Genomic DNA, 22128 nt, shown 5'->3' with positions numbered 1-22128 from the left:
GTAGCGGCCTGCCGCGCGCGCCAGCGTCCAGGACCCCTGCGCCGACGAAGCAGATGAAGGAGAGCGGCATGGCCCCTCATGGCACGTACTACCCGTACTACCTGGTCACCGGCGCGACCGGGAACACCGGCACGCGCCTCACGGCCCGGCTGGTACGGGACGGACACCCGGTCAAGGCCGCCGGTCGCAAGGCGGCGCCCGTCGCCGGTGCCGAGCCGGCGGCCTTCGACTGGTTCGACCGCTCCACCCACGACGCGGTACTGGAAGGAGTGCGGGCCGTCTACCTCGTGCCGCCCGTCGGGGCGGCCGACCCCGCCGCCGTGATGCTGCCCTTCCTCGACCGCGCCCGCCGCGCAGGAGTACGGCGGGCGGTCCTGCTCAGCTCCTCCCGGATTCCCGCCGGCGGGCCCGCTACAGGGGTCGTCCACCAGGCGCTGCCGGACCTTTTCGAGGAGTGGGCCGTGCTGCGCCCGTCGTGGTTCATGCAGAACTTCACCGGCCGTCACCAACACGCCGACAGCATCCGCGCCGAAGGCCGCATCACGACGGCCACGGGGCAGGGGCGGGTGGCGTTCGTCGACGCCGACGACATCGCCGCCGTCGCCGCCCACGCGCTGACCGACCCCGTACCCCACAACACCGACTGGGTCCTCACCGGACCGCAGGCCCTCAGCTACGACGAGGTCGCCGCCGTGCTCTCGGAGGTCACCGGCCGCCGCGTGCGCCACGAGTCCGTGACCGAGGAGCAGATGATCGCGCGGTACCTGCGGGAAGTGCCCGAGGACTTCGCGACGATGCTCGCGCGCATGGACACCCTGATCGCCGAGGGTGCCGAAGACAGGACCACGGACGCCGTCGAGCACGTCACCGGCCACCGCCCGCGCTCCTTCGCGGAACATGCCGGGCAGGTCCTCATCGCCTCCGCGGTTAGCCGCAGTTAGCCGCGATGAGCCGCGGTCAGCTGCGGAAGTAGAGCTTTCTGGTGGTCTCGACGACCTCCCACCGGCCGGACCAGCCGCGTGGCAGTACGAGTACGTCCCCGGGGCGCAGTTCGGTGGTGCGGCCGTCCGCGTCCGTGATCAGGCTGTGCCCGTGCAGCATGTGGACGAACTCGGTGTACGGGATGTCCCGCAGGGGCCAGCTCCCGGGGGTGCACTGCCACAGGCCCGCTTCGGGAAGAGCGCGTTCGGTACCGACGAGCCGCAGGCCGTGCTGCTGGGGCGCGCCCCGGTCGGCTCCCGGGCGGAGGCCCCAGTCCTGCAAGTCGTGCGGGTCCGGGAAGGTGTCGGGGAGGGACCAGCTCTCGTGAGGGGGACGGGCGTTCATGTCGTGCTCCTGTCGGTGGTGCGGACGGTGCCAGTGCCGGTGCCGGTGCCGGTGCCAGTGTCCGTGTCGGTGAGCGGGGCGGTGCTTGTTTCGGTGGGGGCTGCGGCCTCCTCCAGGCTCTTGCCGCGGGTTTCCTCGGCCCAGAGCACGCTGATCAGCCAGCCGATCAGGAGGACGACGGCGCCGATGAGCATCGTGAAGCGCGGGCCGATGTGGGACAGGGAGAGCGGGATGAGGTACGTACCGACCGCGGCTCCGATGCGGCTCCACGCCACGGCGTGGCCGACGGCGGAGGCCCGGATGGAGGTCGGGAAGACCTCGTTCGGGTAGATCCACTGGAGGATTCCCGGCGGGCCCTGCAGGATCGCGTAGGCGGCGAAGCACAGCAGTACGGCGGCCGGTGACGCGTCCGGCCAAATGGCCAGTACGAGAAAGGGAATGGCCGACAGCGCGAACGACCAGATGTTGCTCGGCCGGCGGCCGACGCGCTCGATCAGCCACATGGCAGGAAAGCACCCCGCCAGGAAGAACACGCTCAGCAGCAGCGAGCCGAGATTGCTGTCGTTCCCCGACCCGAAGCCCAGCGACTTCAGGATGGTGGGGCCGAAGATGTACATCGCCCACAGCGGGATGATGTTGCAGGTGTAGAAGCCGGTGCAGTAGAGGATTCTCCGGAGGTACGTACCGCGGAATCGCGCGCGTGCCTGCGGGTGCGTCGGTGCTTGCGCGGCCCGTCGTATGTCCGCGTCGGCCACCTTTACCGACAGGACTTTCTCCACCAGTTCCTGTGCTTCCGCGAGCCGGCCTTTCGACGCCAGCCAGCGTGGCGATTCGGGAGTGCCCAGGCGGAGCAGCAGGACGATCAGGGTCAGCAGTGCACAACTGACCTGCATCCAGCGCCATGCCGAGTCGCCGACGGTTTCGACGAGCAGATAGCCGATGAGGTACGACAGCATGGCGCCGACGAACCATCCCACGATCAGCGTGCCCATCATCCGTCCGCGCGCCCGCCGGGGCAGCCATTCGGCCATGAGTGACGTGGCGATCGGATAGTCCGCGCCCACGGCCATGCCGATGACGAAACGCAGGGCGATCAATTGCCATGCCTCGGTGGCCAATGCACTCGCGAGCGAGGCGACGAGGAGGACGACCAGGTTGGCCAGATAGAGCAGGCGGCGTCCCAGGGCATTGCACAGCGGGCCGATGACGAGCCCGCCGAAGAACATCCCCACCAGCGCGGCGACACCGACCAGTCCGGCGGTGACATCGGTCAGCGAAAGCTGTTTCGTGACACCGGTGAGGGCGACTCCGATGATGGTGAGCAGGTATCCGTCGAGAAGTGGACCGCCACTGCACGACACGGTGAGTTTTCTGTGGAAACGTGTGGTGGGGGCGTCATCGATGGCCGTCAGTTCCATGGTTTTTCCGCACCTTTCCGTGGTGGTTCTCAGTGGCCGCCGATGAGCTTGCTGAACAGGCGGGCGCGCTGGGAGGGGCGCTCCTTCCGGGCCTCGCTCCGGTCCGCGCTGTTCATGACCCGCAGGCCGGCGTTGATGCCGAACCACCGCAGCGGTTCCGGCTCCCACCGCGGGGAGCGGTGATTGGCGATGAGCAGCTTCGTCAGCTCGGTGTCGCGCTCCAGGATCAGATCGCGCAGGATGCGCGCCGCCAGATTGGCCGTGGCGACACCGTCCCCGACGTACGGGCCGGTCCACGCCAGACCGGTCGCCCGGTCCAGCCCGACCGACGGGTGCCAGTCGCGGGGGATGGCCACCGGGCCGCCCCAACGGTGGGTGAACTGCACGCCGTTGAGCTGCGGGAACAGCTCCAGCAAGGTGTGCCGCAGCCCGGCGTGGATGCCATCGTGCCGGTCGAACCCGGGGCGCACTGCGGACCCGAGATGGTACGGAGCTCCCCGCCCGCCGAAGACGACGCGCCCCGAAGCGGTGCGCTGGCCCCAGATGCGGATGTGCCGCAGGTCGTTGAAGGCCGGCCGGGTGTCCATGCCGAGCTCGGCCAGTACCGGTTCGGGCAGCGGCTCGGTGGCCACGGCCAGTGCGTAGACCGGTGCGACGGTGCGCCGGTGGCCCTGGAGGCTGCCCGTGTACGCCTCGGTCGACCGGACGACGTGGCGGGCGCGGACGGTGCCGTACGGGGTGACCGCGCGGCCGGGCTCGATACGGGTGACCGCGGTCCGTTCGTAGATCCTGACCCCCTTGTCCTCGACCACCCGCGCCAGGTTGCGCGTCAGCTTCGCGGGATCGATGACGGCACAGTGCGGGGTGAAGGTCGCGCCGAGGACGTTCGTCGCCGGGGCGAGCGCGCGTGCCTCCGAGGCGTCGAGAAACCGCAGCTGCTCGTCGTCGAAACCCCAGCGACGCGCCTCGGCGATTTCGGCGTGTGCCCTGAGCAGTTGGGCGCGGTTACGGGCCAGGGCCACATAGCCGCCCTTGGTGAAATCGCAGTCCAGTGGCTCGGTCGTGGAGACGTGGCCGATCTCGTCGACCGTCGCGTTCATCGCCTGTTGCAGACGGTGTACGGCATCCGGGCCGTGGCCGGCCGCGAGCCTTCCCCAGGAGGTCGGGAATATCGCGGAACACCAGCCGCCGTTGCGCCCCGACCCGCCGTAACCGGCGGTCTCCGCCTCCAGTACGGCTATACGGAGGGAGGGGTCGGCCTGCTGGAGGTAAAAGGCGGTCCACAGGCCGCTGAAACCGGCGCCCACAATGGCGACGTCTACCTCCACATCACCCCGCAACTCCGGCCGGGGGGAGAGGTCGTGGGAAATTTCGTCCATCCACATCGAGAGCGTCCCGTAATCCGCGGCACTCTGGTGAAAACGCACATGGGTCATCGACTGGGCCTTTCGGGAATGACATACGCGGGGCCCTTGGCGGGCCGCTGCCGCGCGTATGCCGAATGGGCTCGCCGCCCGGTGAGTGACGGGATCGACCGCCGCAAGAAAACCGGGCCCTTGGTGGTGGCAACGAGTGTGTGGCCCAGCACACTCGTTCATCAAGAGCGATCAGCCGAACGCACTGTTCGGCCCAACCGAACAGTTACGAAGTGACGCGGAACCCGTCGATGATGCGCTCGCGCAGCCGTACCGCCGCGGGCGCGAGCGTCCCGTGCTGTGCCCAGGCGAGGCCGAGGACGCGGTCCGGGCAGGGGATGTCGGTCGGCAGCAGTGTCAGCCCGTCCTGGGCCGCGCGCTCGTGCGTCAGGATCGAGTACCCGACCTTGGCCCGGACCAGCCCCGAGACCGTCTCGTCCACCGAGCTCTGCATGGCGACCAGCGGGTCGAGCCCAGCTCGTCGGCAGAAGTCCTCCGCGATGGTGCGGAGCGCGAAGCCGTGCACGAACGTCACCAGCGGCACGTCGGCGAGCTCCTCGGCGGGCACGCTCGGCAGCTTGGCGAGCTCATGATCGGGGGCCACGGCGACCCCGGTGTGGCTCAGCGCCAGCTCGGCCGTGCTCACCCCGGTGGGGGTCCGCTCCGCGGGCCACGCCGCCACCGACAGATCGAGCTCGCCCTTCTGCACCGCGTGGATCAGGTCCTGGATCGTCGTCTCCGCGAAGATCAGCTCGATCGCGGGGTAGGAACGCCGGAACGCCGAGAGCACGTGCCAGATCCGCTGGGTGACCACCCCGGCCGGCAGGCCCAGCCGCACCGTGCCCCGCGGCTGCTCGCCGGCCTCGCGTACCGCCTCCTCCATGCCGGACAGGTCCGCCAGCAGCCGCGCGGCGTGGTCGATGAAGACCCGTCCGGCCGGGGTCAGCCTGACGCTGCGCGTGGTGCGGTCGAACAGCCGTACTCCGAGGCCGCGCTCGATGCCCCTGATCTGTTCGCTCATGGTCGCGCGCGACACCCACAGCGCGTCGGCCGCGCGCGCGAAGCTCCCGCGCTCCGCCACTTCGAGCACCGCGCGCAGGTCCCGCACCGTGACGTTCGCGTCCATCGCCCCTCACTCTCACCGGACTCGCCCGGATGGCAGGCCCACTCTGCATCGTGGCGGGCGCCACCGGAACACCCGTTGATCAGCGCCGCGTGAAAACAGCTGCCTTGGCGCAGCCGGACCAGGACACCACCCCGCCCGATAAAAGCACTAAGCGCGTGACACGGCGAATTGCCAAGAAATGTGGTTTTTGTATGGCTTAGGGTGAGTGCGCCGCAGTCACCGACAGCAGAGGCCAGGTCATGCGCCCACCTTCCGGCTCTGTTCCCACGAGGTCGCGTCGGCCCGGCTCCGTCCCGGCCGGGCCGGTGGTCCTTGCGGCGGAGGTGGTCACGCCGCCGTACCGCTACCGGCAGGAGGAGATCACCTCGGCCTTCGCCGAGGCGTGCTTGGGGCACGACCGGCCGGCGCGGCAGGTGCTCGAGAAGATCTCCGCGAACGCGGGCGTCCGCACCCGGCACATGGCGCTGCCGCTGGAGGAGTACCGCAAGCTGGACGGCTTCACCGCGGCCAACGAGGCCTGGCGGACGGCCGCCCTGGACCTCGGCGAGCGGGCGTTGCGCGGGGCCTTGGAGACCGCCGGCATCCTCCCGGAGGAAGTCGATGTGGTGGTCAGTACCACGGTGACCGGCCTCGCCGTTCCTTCCCTGGAGGCGCGGCTCGTACAGCGGCTGGGGCTGCGCGAGGACGTCAAACGGATTCCGCTGTTCGGTCTGGGCTGCGCGGCCGGCGCGGCGGGCGTGGCCCGGATGCACGACTACTTGCGCGCCTTCCCGGACCAGGTGGCCGTGCTGCTCTCCGTGGAGCTGTGTTCCCTGACCGTGCAGCGGACCGACGCGTCGACGGCCAACCTGGTGGCGCTGAGCCTGTTCGGTGACGGGGCCGCGGCGGTGGTGGCGGTGGGCGAGCGACGGGCGGAGGGCCGAGGGGGACCCCAGGTCGTGGCGACCCGCAGCTGTCTCTACCCGGACAGCGAGGACGTGATGGGGTGGCGCATCGGCGCCCACGGTTTCGGCATCGTGCTGTCGCCGGACGTGGCCACGGTCGCGGAGGACCAACTGCCCAAGGATGTGCATGACTTCCTCGGGGATTACCGGCTGACGCCGGAGTCCATTACCAGCTGGATCTGCCATCCGGGCGGGCCGAAGGTCATCCAGGCCGTGGAGCGCGCGTTCGGTCTGCCGCCCGATGCGCTGGCGCACACCCGCGACTCGCTGGCCCGCCGCGGCAACCTCTCCTCCGCCTCCGTACTCGACGTCCTGCGCAGCACGATGGCGGCGCCGCCGCCGGCCGGGAGCTGGGGCCTGCTCACCGCGATGGGCCCGGGGTTCGCCAGTGAGCTGGTGCTGCTGCGCTGGTGACGTCCCTGCAGGGCTCATTGCATACATCACGCACATCATGCAGAGGAGTTGTCCATGTCGTCCGTATCAGGTCCGGATCTGCAAGAACGCCTGGTGGCCCACATCGCCGAACTGACCGCGCTGCCGCCCGAGGAGCTGCTGCCCGAGCGGACCTTCCGGGAACTGGACATCGATTCGCTCGCCCTGGTCGAGCTGATCGTGGCGATCGAGAACGACACCGGCCTCGACCTGCCGTCCGACCTGCCCGGGGTGGACCGCGACACGACACTCGCCGAGGCGGCCCGCGTCCTCGAAACGCTCAGCGTGACGGCCGCCGACGGCCCGGGCGGGGCCGACGCAGGTGTTCCCCATGCGCGCGGATGACGTCGCGGTAACCGGTCTGGGGCTGGTGACCGCCGCGGGAACGGGCGCCGGAGAGTTCTGGCGGACGCTGTGCGCCGGACGGTCGACGGCACGGCCCGACCCCGCGCTCGCCGCCCTCCGGCACACCTTCTCCTGCCGCGCCGACGGCTTCGACCCCGAACGGGAGCTGGGCGGCCGGCTGAGCAGGCGGCTGGACCGCTTCACCCAACTCGGCCTGTCCGCGGCACAGCAGGCGGTACTGGACGCCAAGCTCGACCCGGGCGGATGGGCGCCCGAGAGGGTGGGCGTGGTCCTCGGTGTGGGCAGCAACAGCCTGGAGCGCTACGCACCCGAGTTCGGCCGCCTGGCGGCGGGCCGGCCCACGAAGATCTCCCCGTACGCCCTGCCCCGCAGCGTCCCCAACATGGCCGCCGGAGAGGTGGCGATCCACCTCGGCTGCCGCGGGCCCAACTTCGTCACCAGCAGCGCCTGCGCCTCGGGAGCGACCGCGATCGGCGTCGCGCGCGATCTGGTGCGCTCGGGAACCTGCGACGTGGTACTCACCGGCGGGACCGAGTCGGGCCTGGCGCCCATGGCCGTCGCGGGCTTCGGGCAGCTGGGGGTGCTCTCGCGAGGCGGTACGGACGGGCCCGGCCGCGGCGAGCCGTCCTGCAGGCCGTTCGACGCCGCGCGCGACGGGTTCGTACTCGGCGAGGGCGCCGCCGTCCTGGTACTGGAGTCCGGTGCGCACGCCCGTGCGCGATGCGCCCCGGTCCGGGCCCTGCTGCGCGGCTACGGCGCGTCCGCGGACGCCCACCACGCGACGGCCCCGCATCCGGAGGGGCGCGGAGCCGAACAGGCGGTACGCAGCGCGCTCGCCGACGCCGGCTGCGCTCCGGGCGACGTCCACCACGTGAACGCGCACGGCACGGCGACCGTGGTGGGGGACGCCGTCGAGACGGCGGTACTGCGGCGGGTCTTCGGCGAGCCGCCGCCCGTCACCGCGACCAAGAGCGTCACCGGCCACGTCCTGGGGGCCTCCGGAGCGATCGAAGCGGCGGCCACGGTGCTGGCTTTGCAGGAGCAGACGGTGCCGCCGACCGGGAACCACCTCCGTCGCGATCCGGATCTGGACCTGGACGTGGTGGCGGGGCGTCCCCGCCCGGTGCCGATGGACGCCGCGCTGACCTCATCCTTCGGCTTTGGAGGGCAGAATGCCGTTCTGGTCTTCACCACGGCCTGACACGGGCCTCGCGGCGTTCCCGTCCGTGCCGGTCTGGTTCACCGTGCTGCTGCTGGCTATTGCCCTAGAACGGCTGGCGGAGCTGCTGGTGTCGGTACGTCACACCCGCTGGGCACGGGAGCGGGGCGGCGTCGAGTACGGCAGCGGGCACTATCCGGCGATGGTCGCCGTGCACACCGGACTGCTGATCGGCATGTGGGCGGAGGTCGCCTTCGCCCACCGCCCGTTCGTCCCGGCGGTCGGCTGGCCGGCGCTCGGCGTCGTGGTGGCCACGCAGGTGGTGCGCTGGTGGTGCGTGCGCTCCCTCGGCCCGCGCTGGAACACCCGGGTGATCGTCGTGCCCGGGCTGCCGCTGGTGGCGCGTGGCCCGTACCGCCGGCTGCGGCACCCCAACTACCTCGTGGTGACGCTGGAGGGGATCGCGCTGCCGCTCGTGCACACGGCCTGGCTCACCGCGCTGCTGTTCACGGTCGCCAACGCCGTCGTGCTGGCCGTCCGGCTGCGGGTGGAGAACGCGGCGCTGGAACCGGCCTCGTGAGCGTGCCCGGTACCGGATACGACACGGATGTACTGGTCGCCGGGGGCGGACCGGCGGGTCTGGCCAGCGCTGTGTACGCGGCGCGCGCCGGGTTCTCCGTACTCGTGTGTGAGCCGCGCACCGCCCCGGTGGACAAGGCGTGCGGCGAGGGAATCATGCCGGGCGGCGTGCGCGGGCTCGCGGAGCTGGGAGTACGCCCCGTCGGCATGGCATTCACCGGTATCGAGTACGCCGACCTCGCCGGCCGGCGCGTCCGGGCGTCCTTCAGCGCGGGGCCCGGTCTGGGAGTACGGCGCACCGAATTGCACACCGCGTTGGCGCGGGCCGCCAAGGAGGCCGGTGCGCAGTGGAGCACCGCCCGCGTCACCCATGTCGCGCAGGACGCCTCCGGCGTCACGGCCGCGGGCGTGCGGGCGCGGTGGCTGATCGCGGCCGACGGCCTGCACTCGCCCGTCCGGCGCCACCTGGGCATCCCCGTCCGGCGCGGCGCACCCGCGCGCTTCGGACTGCGCCGGCACTGGCGGCTCGCCCCGTGGACCGACGCCGTCGAGGTGACCTGGGGGCGGCACGCGGAGGCGTACGTGACGCCCGTCGGGCCGGACGAGGTCGGCGTCGCCGTGCTGTACCGGCGGGGGAGGACACCGCCCGCGTACGGACCGGAGGCCCCCGACACCTACACGGCGCTGCTGCGAGGCTTCCCGCAGCTGGCCGAGCGGCTCGCCGGAGCCCCGGCGGCTTCTGCGGTACGCGGTGCGGGACCGCTGCGGCAGCGTCCGCAACGGCGCGTGCAGGGACGGGTCCTGTTGGTCGGCGATGCCGCGGGCTACGAGGACGCGCTGACCGGCGAGGGTGTCAGCCTGGCCGTCGCCCAGGCGCGGGCCGCCGTCGACGCCCTGCTGGCAGGGGCGCCCGGCGGCTACGAGCAGCGCTGGCGCCGACTCACCCGGCAGTACCGGCTGCTCACCCGGGGACTGGTCGTGGCGACCGCCACCGCCCCCGTGCGCGGCCTGTTGCTGCCCTGCTGCGCCGCCGCGCCCGGCGTCTTCCGGCGGACCGTCGATCAACTGGCCCGATGAGGGCCGAAACGACTGGCCTGATGAGGGTCGAAACGAATGGCCCGATGAGAGTTGGCCAACCGGCCCGATGAGAGGGAGGTTCGCCCGTGCGCATGGTCGTCCGTGGCGAGACGTTGCGGGAACGCGTCGCGCTGCGCACGCGCCTCGCCCCCGTGCCCGCCTTCGAGTCGCTGGCCGGCATGGCGCTGTCGGGCGCGCTCATCGCCGGCGTACGGCTGGGCCTGTTCGAAGAACTCGCCCGACGGCCCGCCACGGCCGAAGAGCTGGCGTCCCGGCTCTCCTTGCGTGCCGACTCCACCCGGCTGCTGCTGGACGGCATCCAGGCGCTCGGCTACCTGCGCAGGCGCCGGGGCCGCTACGTACCGACCGGACGGGCCCGCCGCTGGCTCCTGTCGGCGTCGCCCAGGTCCGTCGCCCATTTCGTCGCCGGCCACCAGGACTACTGGCGCTGGTGGGCGAGCCTGCCGGACGTGGCCCGCGGCGGCACCGTCGTCGACCATCACACCGCGGCGGCGGACGACCCGTACTGGCGCGAGTACATCATGGGCCAGTACGAGCTGGCGCGGTTCAGCGCACCGGAGCTGGCGGCGGCGCTCCCCGTGCCCGACGGCGCCCGCCGGGTACTGGATGTCGGCGGCGGGCACGGCTGGTTCGCGGCGCAGCTGTGCCGCCGGCACCCCGGGCTGCGTGCCACCGTGGTCGATCTCCCGGGCAGCGCGGCCGTCGGCAGGGACATCATCCGCACGGCGGGCTACGGCCACCTGGTCGAGCACCGGGAAGGCGACGCCCGCAGCGCCGACTTCGGCTCCGACTACGACGTGGCGCTCTGCCTGAACCTCATCCACCATCTCCAGCCGGACGAGATCACCGCTCTGTTCCGCCGGATCCACGCGGCGCTGCGGCCGGGCGGCGTCATCGCCGTCCTCGACCTCTTCAGCGACTCCGGCCGGCCGCACAGCCGGCCGCACCGCCCCGACGCCGCGGCGAGCTGCCTGGGCCTGCTCTTCCACCTCACCTCGGGCGCGTCCCTGTACAGCCCCGGACAGCTCACCGAGTGGCTGCGCGACGCCGGCTTCACCCCGCCGCGGCGGACCCCGCTGCGCCGCATCCCGGCGCAGTCCCTCTACGCGGCCACCGCCACCTGACGGCAGCTCTCCACCGGTCGCGGGTCACTGCGCGCGGTAGAGCGAGGTGAGCAGTTCGACCACCGCCGGGGTGGTGGGGTGCGGGTCGTCCCGCCACCAGGCGAGGCGTACGGCGATCGGCTCGGCGTCGCGCACCGGCCGGTAGACGACGCCGGGACGGGGATACTGGTGGGCGGTGGCCTCCGCCGTCATGCCCACGCAGCGGCCGGTGGAGATCGCGGTGAGCCAGTCGTCGACGTCGTGCGTGTCCTCCGTCGACAGTCGGGCGTCCGGCGGCCACAGCTCCGTCGTCGTGGTGCCGGTCCGCCGGTCGAGGAGCAGCGTACGTCGGCCTATGTCGGCGAGCCGGACCGACCGGCGCCTGGCCATGGCGTCGTCGGCGGCCATGGCGCACAGGCGGCGTTCGAGGCCGACGATGGCCGAGTCGAAGCGGCGGTCGTCCAACGGCCTGCGCAGTACGGCGAGTTCGCAGGCGCCTTCCGCCAGCCCGGCGGTGGCGGAGTTGACGCGGACGAGCTGCAGCTCCGTCTCGGGGCGCGCCTCGCCCCAGCGGCGCTGAAAGGCCAGCGTGTGGCGGCCGAGCGCCGACCAGGCGTAGCCGATGCGCAGATGGGTGTGGCCCGACGTGGCCTCCCGGACCAGCGCGTCCATCTCGGCGAGCACCCGCCGCGCGTGGGAGACGACGCGCAGCCCCGTCGCCGTGGGCGTCACCTCACGCGAGGTACGCCGCAGCAGCCGCACCCCCAATCCGCGTTCCAGCGAGGCCAGTGTGCGGGACACGGCCGCCTGCGAGACGCCGAGCGCGATGGCGGCGTCGGTGAAGCTGCCCTCGTCGACGATCGCGACGAGACAGCGCAGCTGCCGCAGCTCCGTCTTGTCCATACGCCCAGCGTATAGATAGGGACCCTCATGCATTATGTGGAATCGGCGGGCCCCCGCACGATCGGCGCATGCACGCAGCCTCCGCACGCACTGCCGCATCTGCCGCCGCCGCGCACCACTCCGATCCCGCCGACCCCGCGGGCTCCGCTGCCTCCGGTCCGGGCGCCGGCGGTGGGCGCCTGGCCGGAGTGGTCACCATGGCCGCCAGCGGCCTGTCCAACCAGGTCGGTGCCGCGGTCGGCTCGCTCGCCTTCCCCGTGCTGGGCCCGATCGGCGTCGTCGCGGTACGCCAGTACGTCGCCGCGCTCGTCCTGCTGGCCGTCGGCCGGCCCCGGCTGCGCGCCTTCACCTGGCGGCAGTGGTGGCCGGTCCTGCTGCTGGCGGTGGTGTTCGGCACGATGAACCTGTCTCTGTACAGCGCCATCGACCGCATCGGCCTGGGGCTGGCGGTGACCCTGGAGTTCCTCGGGCCGGTGACCATCGCCCTGGCCGCCTCGCGGCGCCGCGTGGACGCGTGCTGCGCGCTGGTCGCCGTGGCGGGCGTCGTCGTGCTGATGCGCCCGCGCCCGTCCGCCGACTACCTCGGAATGGGCCTCGGACTGCTGGCCGCCGCCTGCTGGGCGTCGTACATCCTGCTCAACCGTACGGTCGGCCGCCGCATCCCCGGTGCGCAGGGATCGGCGGCCGCGGCCGGACTCTCAGCGCTGATGTTCCTGCCGGTCGGGATCGTCATCGCCGTACGGCATCCGCCGACCACGGGAGCGATGGGCTACGCCGTGGTCGCCGGTGTCCTCTCCTCAGCCGTGCCGTACCTCGCGGACCTCGTCACCCTCCGCCGCGTACCGGCCCAGCTCTTCGGCCTCTTCATGAGCGTCAATCCCGTACTGGCCGCGGTGGTCGGCCTGCTCCTCCTCGACCAGCACCTGGGCTGGACGGAGGCGGCCGGCATCGCCGCCATCGTCGCCGCCAATACGTGCGCCCTCTTCACGCGGAGCCGACGCCGTACGGGACGCGCCGGGGAGCAGCCCGCGCTCCCGTGAGGTGAGGCCTTCCCGTGAGGTGCGGTCGGGAAGCCGGAAGGCCATGACGACGGGCACGACGAACACCGCGAGCAGTACATGGAATACGGTCGGCAGTCCGCTCGTGTCGGCGAGCCGGCCGAACGCGGGGGAGCAGAGGCCGCCCGCCGCCATCGCCAGCCCCAGGGTCAGCCCGCTGGCCGTGCCGGGGCGGTGCGGCAGGTAGTCCTGGGCGAGCGTGACGTGCGCGGCGAACGGCAGGAACATCGCCACGCCGAACACCGCGGTACTCAGCACGAGTACGGGGAACGTCGGTGCCCAGGCGATGCCCGCCAGGGCGGGGAGCGCCACGAGGTAGCCGGCCCGCAGCGAGGACCTGCGGCCGTACCGGTCACCCACCCAGCCGCCCAGCAGCGTGCCGACCGCGCCGGCCGCGGTGTATGCGGTGAGCACGGCGGCCCCCGCCGCCGCCGACTGGTGCAGGTCCCGCTGGGCGTGCAGCGACACCATCGACGTGACCGTGACGTACGGGATGGACCAGCCGACGATGACGGCCACCAGGCGGGTGAAGGAGCGCCAGTCGTCCGTCCGCCGGTCCTCGCCCGTCCCCGGCACCGCCGTCGCGCCGATCGCCTGCGGGGCCGCAGCGGCGTGCCCCCGCCACCGTGTCCAGGGGCCCTTGAGGGCCCACAGTACGGCCATGACCAGGGCGGGGACCGCCAGCAGGAAGCTCCCGGAGAAGCCCGCCGAGCCGATGACGAGGGTGACCAGCGCCGGCGCGAGGGCGCCGCCGATCGTCCCGCCGACCGAGAAGACGCTCATGGCCCGCTGCGACGATCCGCCGGCGGCCCGGGCCTGACTGGTCGCGGGCGGGTGGTAGGCCGCGATGCCGATCCCTGCCAGCGCCACACACAACCAGGTGAGCAGGTAGCTCCCGGACAGCCCTGCCGCGGCCACGCCCAGCGCCGCCGTGCCGAAGCCGGCCGGCACCAGCCACGGCCGCGGCCTGCGGTCGGAGACCACGCCGAACAGCGGCTGGAACAGGCTGGAGATGCCGCTCGCCGCGAACGCCAGGCCGGAGACCGCCGCGTAGCTGTAGTGCCGCTGCGACATCAGGAAGGGCAGCATCGCGGGGATCGCGCCCTGGTAGAGGTCGTTGACCAGGTGCGTACCGGCCAGGAAGCCGAGTTGTCCCTTCTTCATCGGGCGCCATCCGAGCACTCGGCGCGGTTGACGGCGGCCATGACGGCCTGCACCGATGCGGTCAGCAGGGAGGTGTCCCAGCCGGCGCCCCAGCGGGTGACGCCGTTGACGCGGCACTCGGCGTAGGCGATGGCGTGGCTGCCCGGACCCGTCGTGGTGGCGTGTTCGGCGTACTGGATGATGTCGACCGTGCGCCCGGCCGTGCGGAGGGCGTCGGCGAAGGCCGACAGCGGACCGTTCCCGGCGCCCCGGCAGTGCCGTTCCTCGTCGTCGATGCGGAGCGCACAGGAGAAGTGGTGCTCACCGGGACCGGCTTCGGTCGCGCTCCAGGAGATCAGCTCGACCGGGCCGCCCTGGCCGCCATGACCGCCCCGGCCCGGCGCGATGTACGTCGCGTGGAAGAGGTCCCACAGGTCCTTGTGCGACAGCTCCTGACCGCCCGCGTCCGTGGTCCGCTGCACCGTCCGGGAGAAATCCGGGCGCATCGTCGTGGGCAGCTCCAGACCGTGGTGGGTGTGCAGCAGGTGGGCCACGCCGCCCTTGCCGGACTGGGAGTTGATGCGGATGACCTCCTCGTACGTACGGCCGATGTCACCCGGGTCGATGGGCAGATACGGCACCGCCCACGCGACCTCTTCCGCGGGCACGCCCCGCTCGGCCGCCTGCTTGGCGTGCTGGGCGAGGCCCTTGGCGATGGCGTCCTGGTGCGTACCGGAGAAGGCGGTGTGCACCAGGTCGCCGCCGTAGGGGTGGCGCGGGTGTACCGGCAGCCGGGTGCAGTGCTCCACCGTCTCGCGCACGGCGTCGATGTCGGAGAAGTCGACCATCGGATTCACGCCCTGCGCATACAGGTTCATGGCCAGGGTGACGAGGTCGACGTTGCCGGTCCGCTCGCCGTTGCCGAACAGGCAGCCCTCCACCCGCTGCGCCCCCGCCAGCACGGCGAGTTCGGCGCAGGCGACACCGGTACCGCGGTCGTTGTGCGGGTGCACGGACAGGATCACCGACCCGCGCCGCGCCAGATGACGGTCCATGTACTCGATCTGGTCCGCGTACACGTTGGGAGTCGCCACCTCCACCGTCGCCGGCAGATTGTGGATCACCGGCCGGTCGGGGCACGCGTCCCACAGCTCGGTCAGGCCGTTGCAGACCTCCAGGACGAAGTCCGGCTCGGTGAGGTTGAAGACCTCGGGGGAGAACTCGAACCGGATGTCGGCGCCCGGCTGTTCTTCGGTGCGCCGCATCAGATAGGTGGCGGCGTCCCGGATCAGCGCGTGCACCTCGGCGCGGGACCGTCCCAGTACCACGTCGCGCCACGTGGGCGCGGTGGCCGTGTAGAGGTGCACGACGGTGCGCGGCAGACCTTCGATCGAGGCGATGGTCCGGTCGATGAGGTCGTGGCGGGCCGCCGTGAAGACGGCGACGGTCACGTCCTCGGGCACGGCACCACTGGTGGCCAGGTGGCGTACGAAGTCGAAGTCGGTCCGGCTCGCGGAGGGGTAGCCGACCTCGATCTCCTTGAACCCCATGGCGACCAGCAGGTCGAACATCCGGCGCTTGCGCGCGGTGTCCATCGGCTCGGCCAGCGCCTGGTTGCCGTCGCGCAGGTCGACGGGCACCCACAGTGGGGCCCGCTCGACGCGGCGGGACGGCCAGGTGCGGTCCGTGAGGGGCAGCGCGACCCGGTCGTGCACGGGCTGATACCGGCGATGCGGCATCGCGCTCGGCCGCTGGGGATTCCACGCCGGCGCATCCGCCGGGACAGCACCGGACGGGGTGCGCAGCGTGGGGAACTTCGTGGTCTCGCGGATCGGGCGGGGATCGCGGGTCTCGCTGGGAGCCATGTGGCGGTACTTCTTTCCCTCGGCCATCGGTGATGACCGGCGCAGCCCGGAACCCCGCTGCGGGGTGCCGGTCGGATCAGGCCCCGCAGCGGCGGCCGAGAAGAAGAAGCTCGCGCAGCGACATGCCGGGTACCGTAGCCGCAAACAACTCCTCAGACAACCTGAGGTGTGGCGAGGAAGTGGGTCCCGAGTGTGGTCAGGAGCCTGCGACGACCGGCCGAGTAAGCTGTCCGGGAACTCTTGTCGGACAACCTGAGAGGTGATGGCGGGTATGCCGCTCGGTGCCCTCCGCCGCAGTCCCCTGGTCGAACAGGCCACCCAGCACCTGCGCGTCCAGATCACCGAAGGGCAGTGGCCGGTCGGCACGAAGCTCCCCGCCGAAACCGCCCTGGCCAAGACCCTCGGCGTGGGCCGCTCCACCGTGCGCGAGGCGTTGCGCGCGCTGGCCGGGGCCGGCCTGCTGGAGGCGCGGCAGGGGGCCGGCGTCTTCGTCATCGCCACGGAGCCGGACGAGGACTGGCCGACCCGGCTGCGCCGCGCCGCGGTGACCGATGTCTACGAGGTCCGCATGCTCGTCGAGGTGCAGGCCGCGCGCCTGGCGGCGGAGCGCCGTACGGAAGCGGACCTCGCCGCCCTGCGGACGGCGCTGGAGGCCCGTCGTGCCGCTGCCGCCGGTGCGGACGCGGCCTTCGTCGACGCGGACATCGCGCTGCACGCCGCAGTCGTCGCCGGCGCACACAATCCCGTACTCAGCGACCTGTTCGCCGAATTCGTCCCCGCGCTGCGCAACGGGCTGATCGACCTGCTGGACATGGTCGGCCTGCGGACGGACGAGCCGAACCACGGGGACGAGTCACACGCCGCGCTGGTGCGGGCCGTCGAGCGCGGCGACGGCGACGCCGCGGCACGCACCCTCCAGGCCGAGCTGGAACAGACCCTCGCGCGCCTCCACCGCCTGTAAGCGCTGCACGAAGCGTCAGGACGCCAGCGCCTTGAGTACTTCGTTCAGCACCGTGGCGTTGTACGGCATGCTCGCGTGCGGGGTGTGGTCGTCCGGGGCGATGTCCTGCAGGACGATGTTCTTGACGTAGTGGCCCTCGGTCTCCGCGAGCGCACAGGAGGTGTACGGGGTGACCACGTCGTCGTACTTGGTGGCGATGACCGTGTAGCGCACGCCCTCCGCGGTCTCGCCCAGGTCGGCGAGCTCCCGCTGGAACGGGTGGTCCTTCTGGAGCTGCGGCCAGGCGGGCACGGTCACTTGGACGGCGCCCTGCTCGACCAGTTCCTTCGCGCCCGGGATCTGGCGGGCGAGATTCATCAGGCCCTGGGCCGTGATGCCGTGGTTGCTGGGGGAGAGCCCGACGAAGTTGTGCACCTTGGGCGCGCCACCGAGTGCGCTCAGGTAGTAGCGCGGCATCATGCCGCCCTGCGAGAAGCCGACCATGTCCACCTGTTGTGCGCCGGTGCGCTGCAGAACCTCGTCGACGAATTTCCCGAGCTGTTTGGCGGATTCCTTGATGTCGCCGAGCCCGAAGAGCACCGGGTTGAGGTGCTGGCCGTAATCCGGGCGGAAGATCCGGTAGCCGTTCTGCCGCAGCAGCGGGGCGGCCTTCGTCCAGGTGTAGCCGCGGTTGCCGAAGGTGCCGTGTACGAGCACCACCGGGCGGGGGTGTTCCTCGGTCAGCGGGAGGTCCCAGTCGTCCTCACCCGCTTTTACGTCGACGGTGGCGATGAGCTGCCCCTCGGCGGCCTGCGCGAGTCCGCTCACGCGGTGCGGGGCCTCGGTGAGGTCCGTTGTGACGTCGTCCGTGTTGAGCCCGGGGATTTTCCGATTCGGATCCGGGAAAATCATGGCGAATTCCTTTCCCGCAGGAAGGAGCCTGCGGATTTCCGTGATGTCGGTGCCGGTGCCGGTGCCGGTGCCGGTGCCGGTGCCGGTGTCGTCGCATATCGCGCGGCCGCGGCACGCAGCAGTCGTACGTACGGACTCCACCTGACCGGGCGGGCCACCCGGCCGGTGAGTGCACGCTCGGCGCAGTCCAGGCAGTGCTCGAACGCCGCGTCGTGCAGGGGCCGGAAGAACAGCGGCCAGCCGAGCCAGCGGATTCCGCGGGGACGGAGGACCAGGGTGTTGCGCAGGACCGTGCGGCCCCGGCCGTGCGGCTCGACGCTGAATTCGTGGAAGCCGTGAAAGTCCTTAGGCCCGGTGAAGGCGAAACGCACCCATCGGCCCGGCACGTAATGGCTCACCACGTACCGGACAGGGCCGTGACCGCCCCGTACTCCGACGGCCAGCGGGCCGGCGAAACGTACGGGAGGCCAATCCGGCGGCCAGAGCCGGTCGTTCTCGCTGCCGAGGGAGTCGAGCAGAGCGCCGACGGCCTCCGGCGGAGCGGGGAGCGAGCGTTCGTGGACATTCAGCACGGCGATCACGGGTTCTCCCTTCGGCCGTCCCGCACGGTGAGGTCCGCCGGTGGAGTCTTTTACGGGGGATTACGGCGCGGGAAAAGCGGAGCCCCGTCACGTTCACACCTATTGGGGATACGCCTTGGCGTGCCGACAGGGTCGCCGGAACCCGGAGCGTAAGGAGAGATGAGACCGGCGACCGGCGCGGTGGACAGGCGAGGGGGACAGGGGCAATGGGGGTTCCGCAGGAGGTCTTTCCGGACGCGTGGCGCCCGCTGCTCGCACAGCCGGCCCTGGCGAAGCTGCGCGAGCAGCCCCTCGTGGACGAGGCGCTGAGGGAACTGCACCGGCTCCTGCCGCCCCGCCTCGCGCTGCACTCGTTGCGGACGTTCCTGCTGGCCGACGCGTACGCGTCGGCCCGGGGGACCGGGTACGACCGCGTGGGGCTGCTCGCCGCCGCGGCGTTCCACGACGCCGGGCTGACCGGGAGTGCGCCGCGGGTGCGCGGTGGATTCCCGGCCCGTTCGGCGGCGCTGCTCGACCGCTTCCTCGCCGAGCACGAGGTGGCGGACGCGCGGCGCCGGGCCCTGACCGGCGCGGTGCGCCGGCACATGCGGCCGTTCCCCGCTCGGGACGCCGGCCCCGAGGCGCTGTTGCTGCACTTCGGGGCCTGGCTGGACGTCACCGGGCGGGGCTGCCGCCGGCTGCCGGGCGAACGGCGGCGACTGGCCGAACTGGCGCCGACCCCCTGGTTCGCCGTCTCCTTCTCCGCCCGGGTGGCCACCTGCGGGCTGCGCCGGGTGCTGCCGGCCCCTTCGGGCGCTGCCCGCTGAATGCCGGACGTACCACTCGTTTCCCCGTCCCGAAAGGACCGTGAAGATGCAGGAAGACCAGCGTGTGTTTGATGTCGGCATTGTGGGGGGCGGCATCGGCGGGACGATGCTGGCGGCGATCCTCGCCCGCCACGGCGTACGCGTACTGCTGCTGGAAGGAAGCGGCCACCCGCGGTTCGCCATCGGCGAGTCCACGGTGCCGGAGACCACATTCGGGCTGCGCGTCCTGGCGCGCCGCTATGACGTCCCGGAGATCGAACATCTGGCGACCAATGGAGCGCTGCGGCACCACGTTTCGTCGAACTGTGGCGTCAAGCGCAATTTCAGCTTCGTCTACCACCGCGAAGGCGAGCCCACCCGGCCCAAGGAATGCACGCAATACCCGACATGGGGGCCGCCGCTCGGGCCCGACTCGCACTACTTCCGGCAGGACGTGGACGCCTACATGTTCCACGTCGCCGTTTCCTACGGCGCGACCGCCTACACCCACACCGTCGTCGACGACGTGAAGTTCGACGACGGCGGCGCCACCATCGTCACCCGGGAAAGGGGCGACTTCCAGGCGTCGTACGTGGTCGACGCCGGCGGCATGCGGGCCGTTCTCCCCGAACGCCTCGGGCTGCGGCAGGAGCCGCCGTACCGCACCCAGTCGCGCACGATCTTCACGCACATGGTGAACGTGCGTCCTTTTGACATCGTGGCGCCCGCGCGTGAACAGCACGAGATGCCCAGTCCGTTCAGCGAGGGCACGCTCCACCACCTCTTCGAGGGCGGCTGGATCTGGGTCATCCCCTTCGACAACCACGCGTCGAGCACGAGCGAGCTGTGCAGTGTCGGCATCAATCTCGATCTGGACCGGTATCCGCGGCCCGACGGCCTGTCGGCGGAGGAGGAATTCTGGCGGCACGTCCGGCGATTCCCGAGCGTGGCACGGCAGTTCGAGCACGCCCGTGCCGTGCGGCCGTACGTCTCCACCGACCGTACGCAATTCTCCTCGCAGGAGGTGGTCGGCGACCGCTGGTGCCTGCTGCCGCACGCCAGCGATTTCATCGACCCGCTCTTCTCCAGCGGGCTCGCGGTCACGGTGATGGCGCTCAACGCACTGGGGCACCGGCTCATCGAGGCGGTGCGGCAGGACGACTTCGACACCGCCCGGTTCGCGTATCTCCAGGAGTGGACCAAGCGGATGTTCCGCTTCTACGACGATCTGGTGTCCTGCAGCTACGTGTCCTTCGACGACTTCGAGCTGTGGAACGCCTGGAACCGCGTCTGGACCATCACCACGCTCTACGGCACGAACGCCCAGAACCAGACCGCCGTGGCCTTCGAGAAGACCCACGATCAGGGGGTCTTCGACGCGCTGGAGAAGGCGCCCTACCGGGGGCTCCAGGGCGTCGACAATCCATGGGTCGAGCAGCTCTTCCAGCACTCGCGCGACGCCGTACTGGCGTACCGCGCGGGCGAGCTGACGAAGGACGAGGCCATTGCGCGCATTTATGAACTGCTGCGGGAAAGCGGGCTGTGCCCCGCCGTGTGGGGCACCCTCGACCCCGAAGACCGCTGCCCGGCCGGCGTGTTCACTCTCTGGCCCCTGATGAAAATCCTGCTGTGGGGCAAATTCCGCTCGCCGCGGCACGTACGGGGCAAGTACTTCACCGGCGGCGCACGGCTCGTGGGCAAGGAGGCGGTGCAGAGCTACACCACCGAATTGCTGCGCAGCACCTCCCAAGTGCACCAGACCGTACGGGACATGTGGTTCAACTGGAACCGCGACTGGACGCGGCGGCCGGCTCCGCGCTCGGCGCCCGAGCCGCGCAACTGACCATTTCCTGCGAATACCGGAAGGGAGTTCATATGCCAAGCTGACAGTACCGCTCCAGGTCGCCCCAGGTGGCGCCCGCATGAGTGTCAGAAAATCGGACGGTGAATGAAAAATCATTCCTGCTCATGCGGAAGAGAGAAGTTCCGGTTTGTCGCCCCGGCGCCTCGGGTAGGAAATCCATACGGCCGAGAAAAGGAAATTCGACCGTGGTTTCCCCTGTTTGACCGAGAGGTAATGGGCCACGATTCCCATGGCGCAAAATACCGCTGGCCAATCACTCTCCGCGTGCTCCTGGGAAGAGCTTTTGCAGCATCGGGACCGTCTTATGCGATTGGTTCGCCGAAGACTGCCGAGTGCCCAGGACGCCGAGGACTGCGTACAAGAGACCATGGCGCGCGCGGCGGCCCACTCCGCATTGGACAGAAATCGGCTGGGCCCCTTTCTGACATCCGTCGCGCTCCGCCTCTGCATCGACTTCTACCGGGACGTGGAGCGCCGCAGGCGCCTGCTGCAGCGTGCGGCCATCCTGGACGAGCCCTGGACGACCGAGGAGGACGTCTGTGACGAGGACTTCGGCAGATGGCTGCTGGCGCAGGTCCGCCAGCTGCGCGGCCGGGAGCAGGAGGTAATACTCGCGCGCGCCGCCGGTATCTCCACGGCGGAATTCGCCCGGCGGCACAACATCTCCATCAAGGCTGCGGAAGGCGCTTTCACCAGAGGGCGCGCGCGGCTTCGAACGGCCTGCGCGAAGGCCCTGGAAGGCCGGGCGACATGACTTTTCGCGATAACCCTGCGCTCCGGACCGAAATCCCGCTCCGGACAGAAATCCCTGTGTGCACGGTGGCGCAGCGCCGTGCACGATCACGCGGCATCACGAACGAAAGGAACTCCGCTCATGTCGAGCAACAAGAACATGCAGGACATCTTCAAGGACCTGGCGGGCGATATGGCCGACAGCGGCAAGCAGGCGTTCGACGACATCCTCAACCGGCCGGGAAAGAAGTCCGACTCCGACAACCCCGTACAGACCCTGGCCGGGCTGCCCGGGAACGCGCTGGGCGCCCTCTCCGGCGCCGTCAACCCGGCCGCCGCGCTCGCGGGCGCGGCCGGCCCCCTGGGTGCGGTGGCGGAT

At 71.1% G+C, this 22128-nt stretch carries 20 protein-coding genes and 2 pseudogenes; 13 read left to right on the top strand and 9 right to left on the bottom strand.

Annotation, left to right across the window (positions count from 1 at the left end; all coding sequences use genetic code 11):
• Nucleotides 1-68: 68 nt before the first annotated feature.
• Nucleotides 69-941 carry an ergot alkaloid biosynthesis protein gene (locus ABT381_RS07385; protein ID WP_351589094.1) on the top strand — a complete coding sequence of 291 codons (873 nt, stop codon included), beginning with the start codon at nt 69-71 and terminating at the stop codon, nt 939-941.
• Between the two features lie 16 nt (nt 942-957).
• Here ABT381_RS07385 and ABT381_RS07380 read toward each other — a convergent pair whose 3' ends face one another.
• The 4 genes from ABT381_RS07380 to ABT381_RS07365 form a co-directional block, all read right to left on the bottom strand.
• Nucleotides 958-1326 carry a cupin domain-containing protein gene (locus ABT381_RS07380; RefSeq protein ID WP_351589091.1) on the bottom strand — a complete coding sequence of 123 codons (369 nt, stop codon included), beginning with the start codon at nt 1324-1326 and terminating at the stop codon, nt 958-960.
• Nucleotides 1323-2744 carry an MFS transporter gene (locus ABT381_RS07375; RefSeq protein WP_351589088.1) on the bottom strand — a complete coding sequence of 474 codons (1422 nt, stop codon included), beginning with the start codon at nt 2742-2744 and terminating at the stop codon, nt 1323-1325. The genes ABT381_RS07380 and ABT381_RS07375 overlap by 4 nt, the downstream gene beginning before the upstream one ends.
• A gap of 29 nt (nt 2745-2773) precedes the next feature.
• Complete coding sequence (locus tag ABT381_RS07370; RefSeq protein ID WP_351589085.1) at nt 2774-4123, bottom strand: NAD(P)/FAD-dependent oxidoreductase; 1350 nt, start codon at nt 4121-4123, stop codon at nt 2774-2776.
• Between the two features lie 262 nt (nt 4124-4385).
• Nucleotides 4386-5285, bottom strand: a complete 900-nt coding sequence (locus tag ABT381_RS07365; protein WP_351589082.1) for a LysR family transcriptional regulator — start codon at nt 5283-5285, stop codon at nt 4386-4388.
• 305 nt (nt 5286-5590) lie between these two features.
• On the opposite strand from ABT381_RS07365, the gene ABT381_RS07360 reads away from it, so the two are divergent.
• The 6 genes from ABT381_RS07360 (at nt 5591) to ABT381_RS07335 (ending at nt 10987) form a co-directional block, all read left to right on the top strand.
• Nucleotides 5591-6643 carry a type III polyketide synthase gene (locus ABT381_RS07360; protein ID WP_351589079.1) on the top strand — a complete coding sequence of 351 codons (1053 nt, stop codon included), beginning with the start codon at nt 5591-5593 and terminating at the stop codon, nt 6641-6643.
• Nucleotides 6644-6697: 54 nt separating this feature from the next.
• Nucleotides 6698-7006 carry an acyl carrier protein gene (locus tag ABT381_RS07355; RefSeq protein WP_351589076.1) on the top strand — a complete coding sequence of 103 codons (309 nt, stop codon included), beginning with the start codon at nt 6698-6700 and terminating at the stop codon, nt 7004-7006.
• Entirely contained in the window at nt 6993-8228 is a 1236-nt protein-coding gene (locus ABT381_RS07350) for a beta-ketoacyl-[acyl-carrier-protein] synthase family protein (RefSeq protein WP_351589074.1), read from the top strand. Before ABT381_RS07355 ends, ABT381_RS07350 begins: the two co-directional genes overlap by 14 nt.
• On the top strand, nt 8200-8766 hold the full coding sequence (locus tag ABT381_RS07345; RefSeq protein ID WP_351589071.1) for an isoprenylcysteine carboxyl methyltransferase family protein: 567 nt from the start codon (nt 8200-8202) through the stop codon (nt 8764-8766). The genes ABT381_RS07350 and ABT381_RS07345 overlap by 29 nt, the downstream gene beginning before the upstream one ends.
• 2 nt (nt 8767-8768) lie before the next feature.
• A complete protein-coding gene (locus ABT381_RS07340) occupies nt 8769-9842 on the top strand; it encodes an NAD(P)/FAD-dependent oxidoreductase (RefSeq protein WP_351589254.1) in 1074 nt (357 codons plus the stop codon).
• Nucleotides 9843-9934: 92 nt separating this feature from the next.
• Entirely contained in the window at nt 9935-10987 is a 1053-nt protein-coding gene (locus ABT381_RS07335; protein WP_351589252.1) for a class I SAM-dependent methyltransferase, read from the top strand.
• Between the two features lie 24 nt (nt 10988-11011).
• On the opposite strand, the gene ABT381_RS07330 is transcribed toward ABT381_RS07335, so the two are convergent.
• Nucleotides 11012-11869 carry a LysR family transcriptional regulator gene (locus tag ABT381_RS07330; RefSeq protein ID WP_351589068.1) on the bottom strand — a complete coding sequence of 286 codons (858 nt, stop codon included), beginning with the start codon at nt 11867-11869 and terminating at the stop codon, nt 11012-11014.
• 68 nt (nt 11870-11937) lie between these two features.
• Here ABT381_RS07330 and ABT381_RS07325 point away from each other — a divergent pair, with 68 nt between their 5' ends.
• Entirely contained in the window at nt 11938-12909 is a 972-nt protein-coding gene (locus tag ABT381_RS07325) for an EamA family transporter (RefSeq protein WP_467754415.1), read from the top strand.
• 48 nt (nt 12910-12957) lie between these two features.
• On the opposite strand, the pseudogene ABT381_RS07320 reads toward ABT381_RS07325, so the two are convergent.
• Both ABT381_RS07320 and leuA read right to left on the bottom strand, forming a co-directional pair.
• Nucleotides 12958-14091, bottom strand: a pseudogene (locus ABT381_RS07320) (MFS transporter); the annotation flags it as partial.
• The gene (gene leuA, locus ABT381_RS07315; RefSeq protein ID WP_351589065.1) at nt 14088-15935 is read right to left on the bottom strand and encodes a 2-isopropylmalate synthase; all 1848 of its coding nucleotides are present in this window, start codon (nt 15933-15935) and stop codon (nt 14088-14090) included. The gene leuA and the pseudogene ABT381_RS07320, both read right to left, overlap by 4 nt.
• Nucleotides 15936-16206: 271 nt before the next feature.
• Between leuA and ABT381_RS07310 the strand changes: the two genes are divergently transcribed.
• Nucleotides 16207-16896, top strand: a complete 690-nt coding sequence (locus tag ABT381_RS07310) for a FadR/GntR family transcriptional regulator (RefSeq protein ID WP_351589062.1) — start codon at nt 16207-16209, stop codon at nt 16894-16896.
• A 15-nt stretch (nt 16897-16911) separates the two neighbouring features.
• On the opposite strand, the gene ABT381_RS07305 is transcribed toward ABT381_RS07310, so the two are convergent.
• On the bottom strand, nt 16912-17787 hold the full coding sequence (locus ABT381_RS07305; protein WP_351589059.1) for an alpha/beta fold hydrolase: 876 nt from the start codon (nt 17785-17787) through the stop codon (nt 16912-16914).
• Nucleotides 17784-18368 carry an SRPBCC family protein gene (locus ABT381_RS07300; RefSeq protein WP_351589056.1) on the bottom strand — a complete coding sequence of 195 codons (585 nt, stop codon included), beginning with the start codon at nt 18366-18368 and terminating at the stop codon, nt 17784-17786. The genes ABT381_RS07305 and ABT381_RS07300 overlap by 4 nt, the downstream gene beginning before the upstream one ends.
• Nucleotides 18369-18574: 206 nt before the next feature.
• On the opposite strand from ABT381_RS07300, the gene ABT381_RS07295 reads away from it, so the two are divergent.
• The 4 genes and pseudogenes from ABT381_RS07295 to ABT381_RS07280 form a co-directional block, all read left to right on the top strand.
• Nucleotides 18575-19174, top strand: a complete 600-nt coding sequence (locus ABT381_RS07295) for an HD domain-containing protein (RefSeq protein WP_351589053.1) — start codon at nt 18575-18577, stop codon at nt 19172-19174.
• A 46-nt stretch (nt 19175-19220) separates the two neighbouring features.
• A complete protein-coding gene (locus ABT381_RS07290; RefSeq protein ID WP_351589050.1) occupies nt 19221-20996 on the top strand; it encodes an NAD(P)/FAD-dependent oxidoreductase in 1776 nt (591 codons plus the stop codon).
• A 325-nt stretch (nt 20997-21321) separates the two neighbouring features.
• Complete coding sequence (locus tag ABT381_RS07285; protein WP_351589048.1) at nt 21322-21771, top strand: RNA polymerase sigma factor; 450 nt, start codon at nt 21322-21324, stop codon at nt 21769-21771.
• A 120-nt stretch (nt 21772-21891) separates the two neighbouring features.
• A pseudogene (locus ABT381_RS07280) lies at nt 21892-22128 on the top strand (hypothetical protein); the annotation flags it as partial.

The sequence above is a fragment of the Streptomyces sp. NPDC000151 genome (genome assembly GCF_040301705.1).
Classification (GTDB): Bacteria; Actinomycetota; Actinomycetes; order Streptomycetales; family Streptomycetaceae; genus Streptomyces.
Note: the sequence above shows the minus strand (reverse complement) of the source record. Positions and strands in the feature narration are given on the sequence as shown.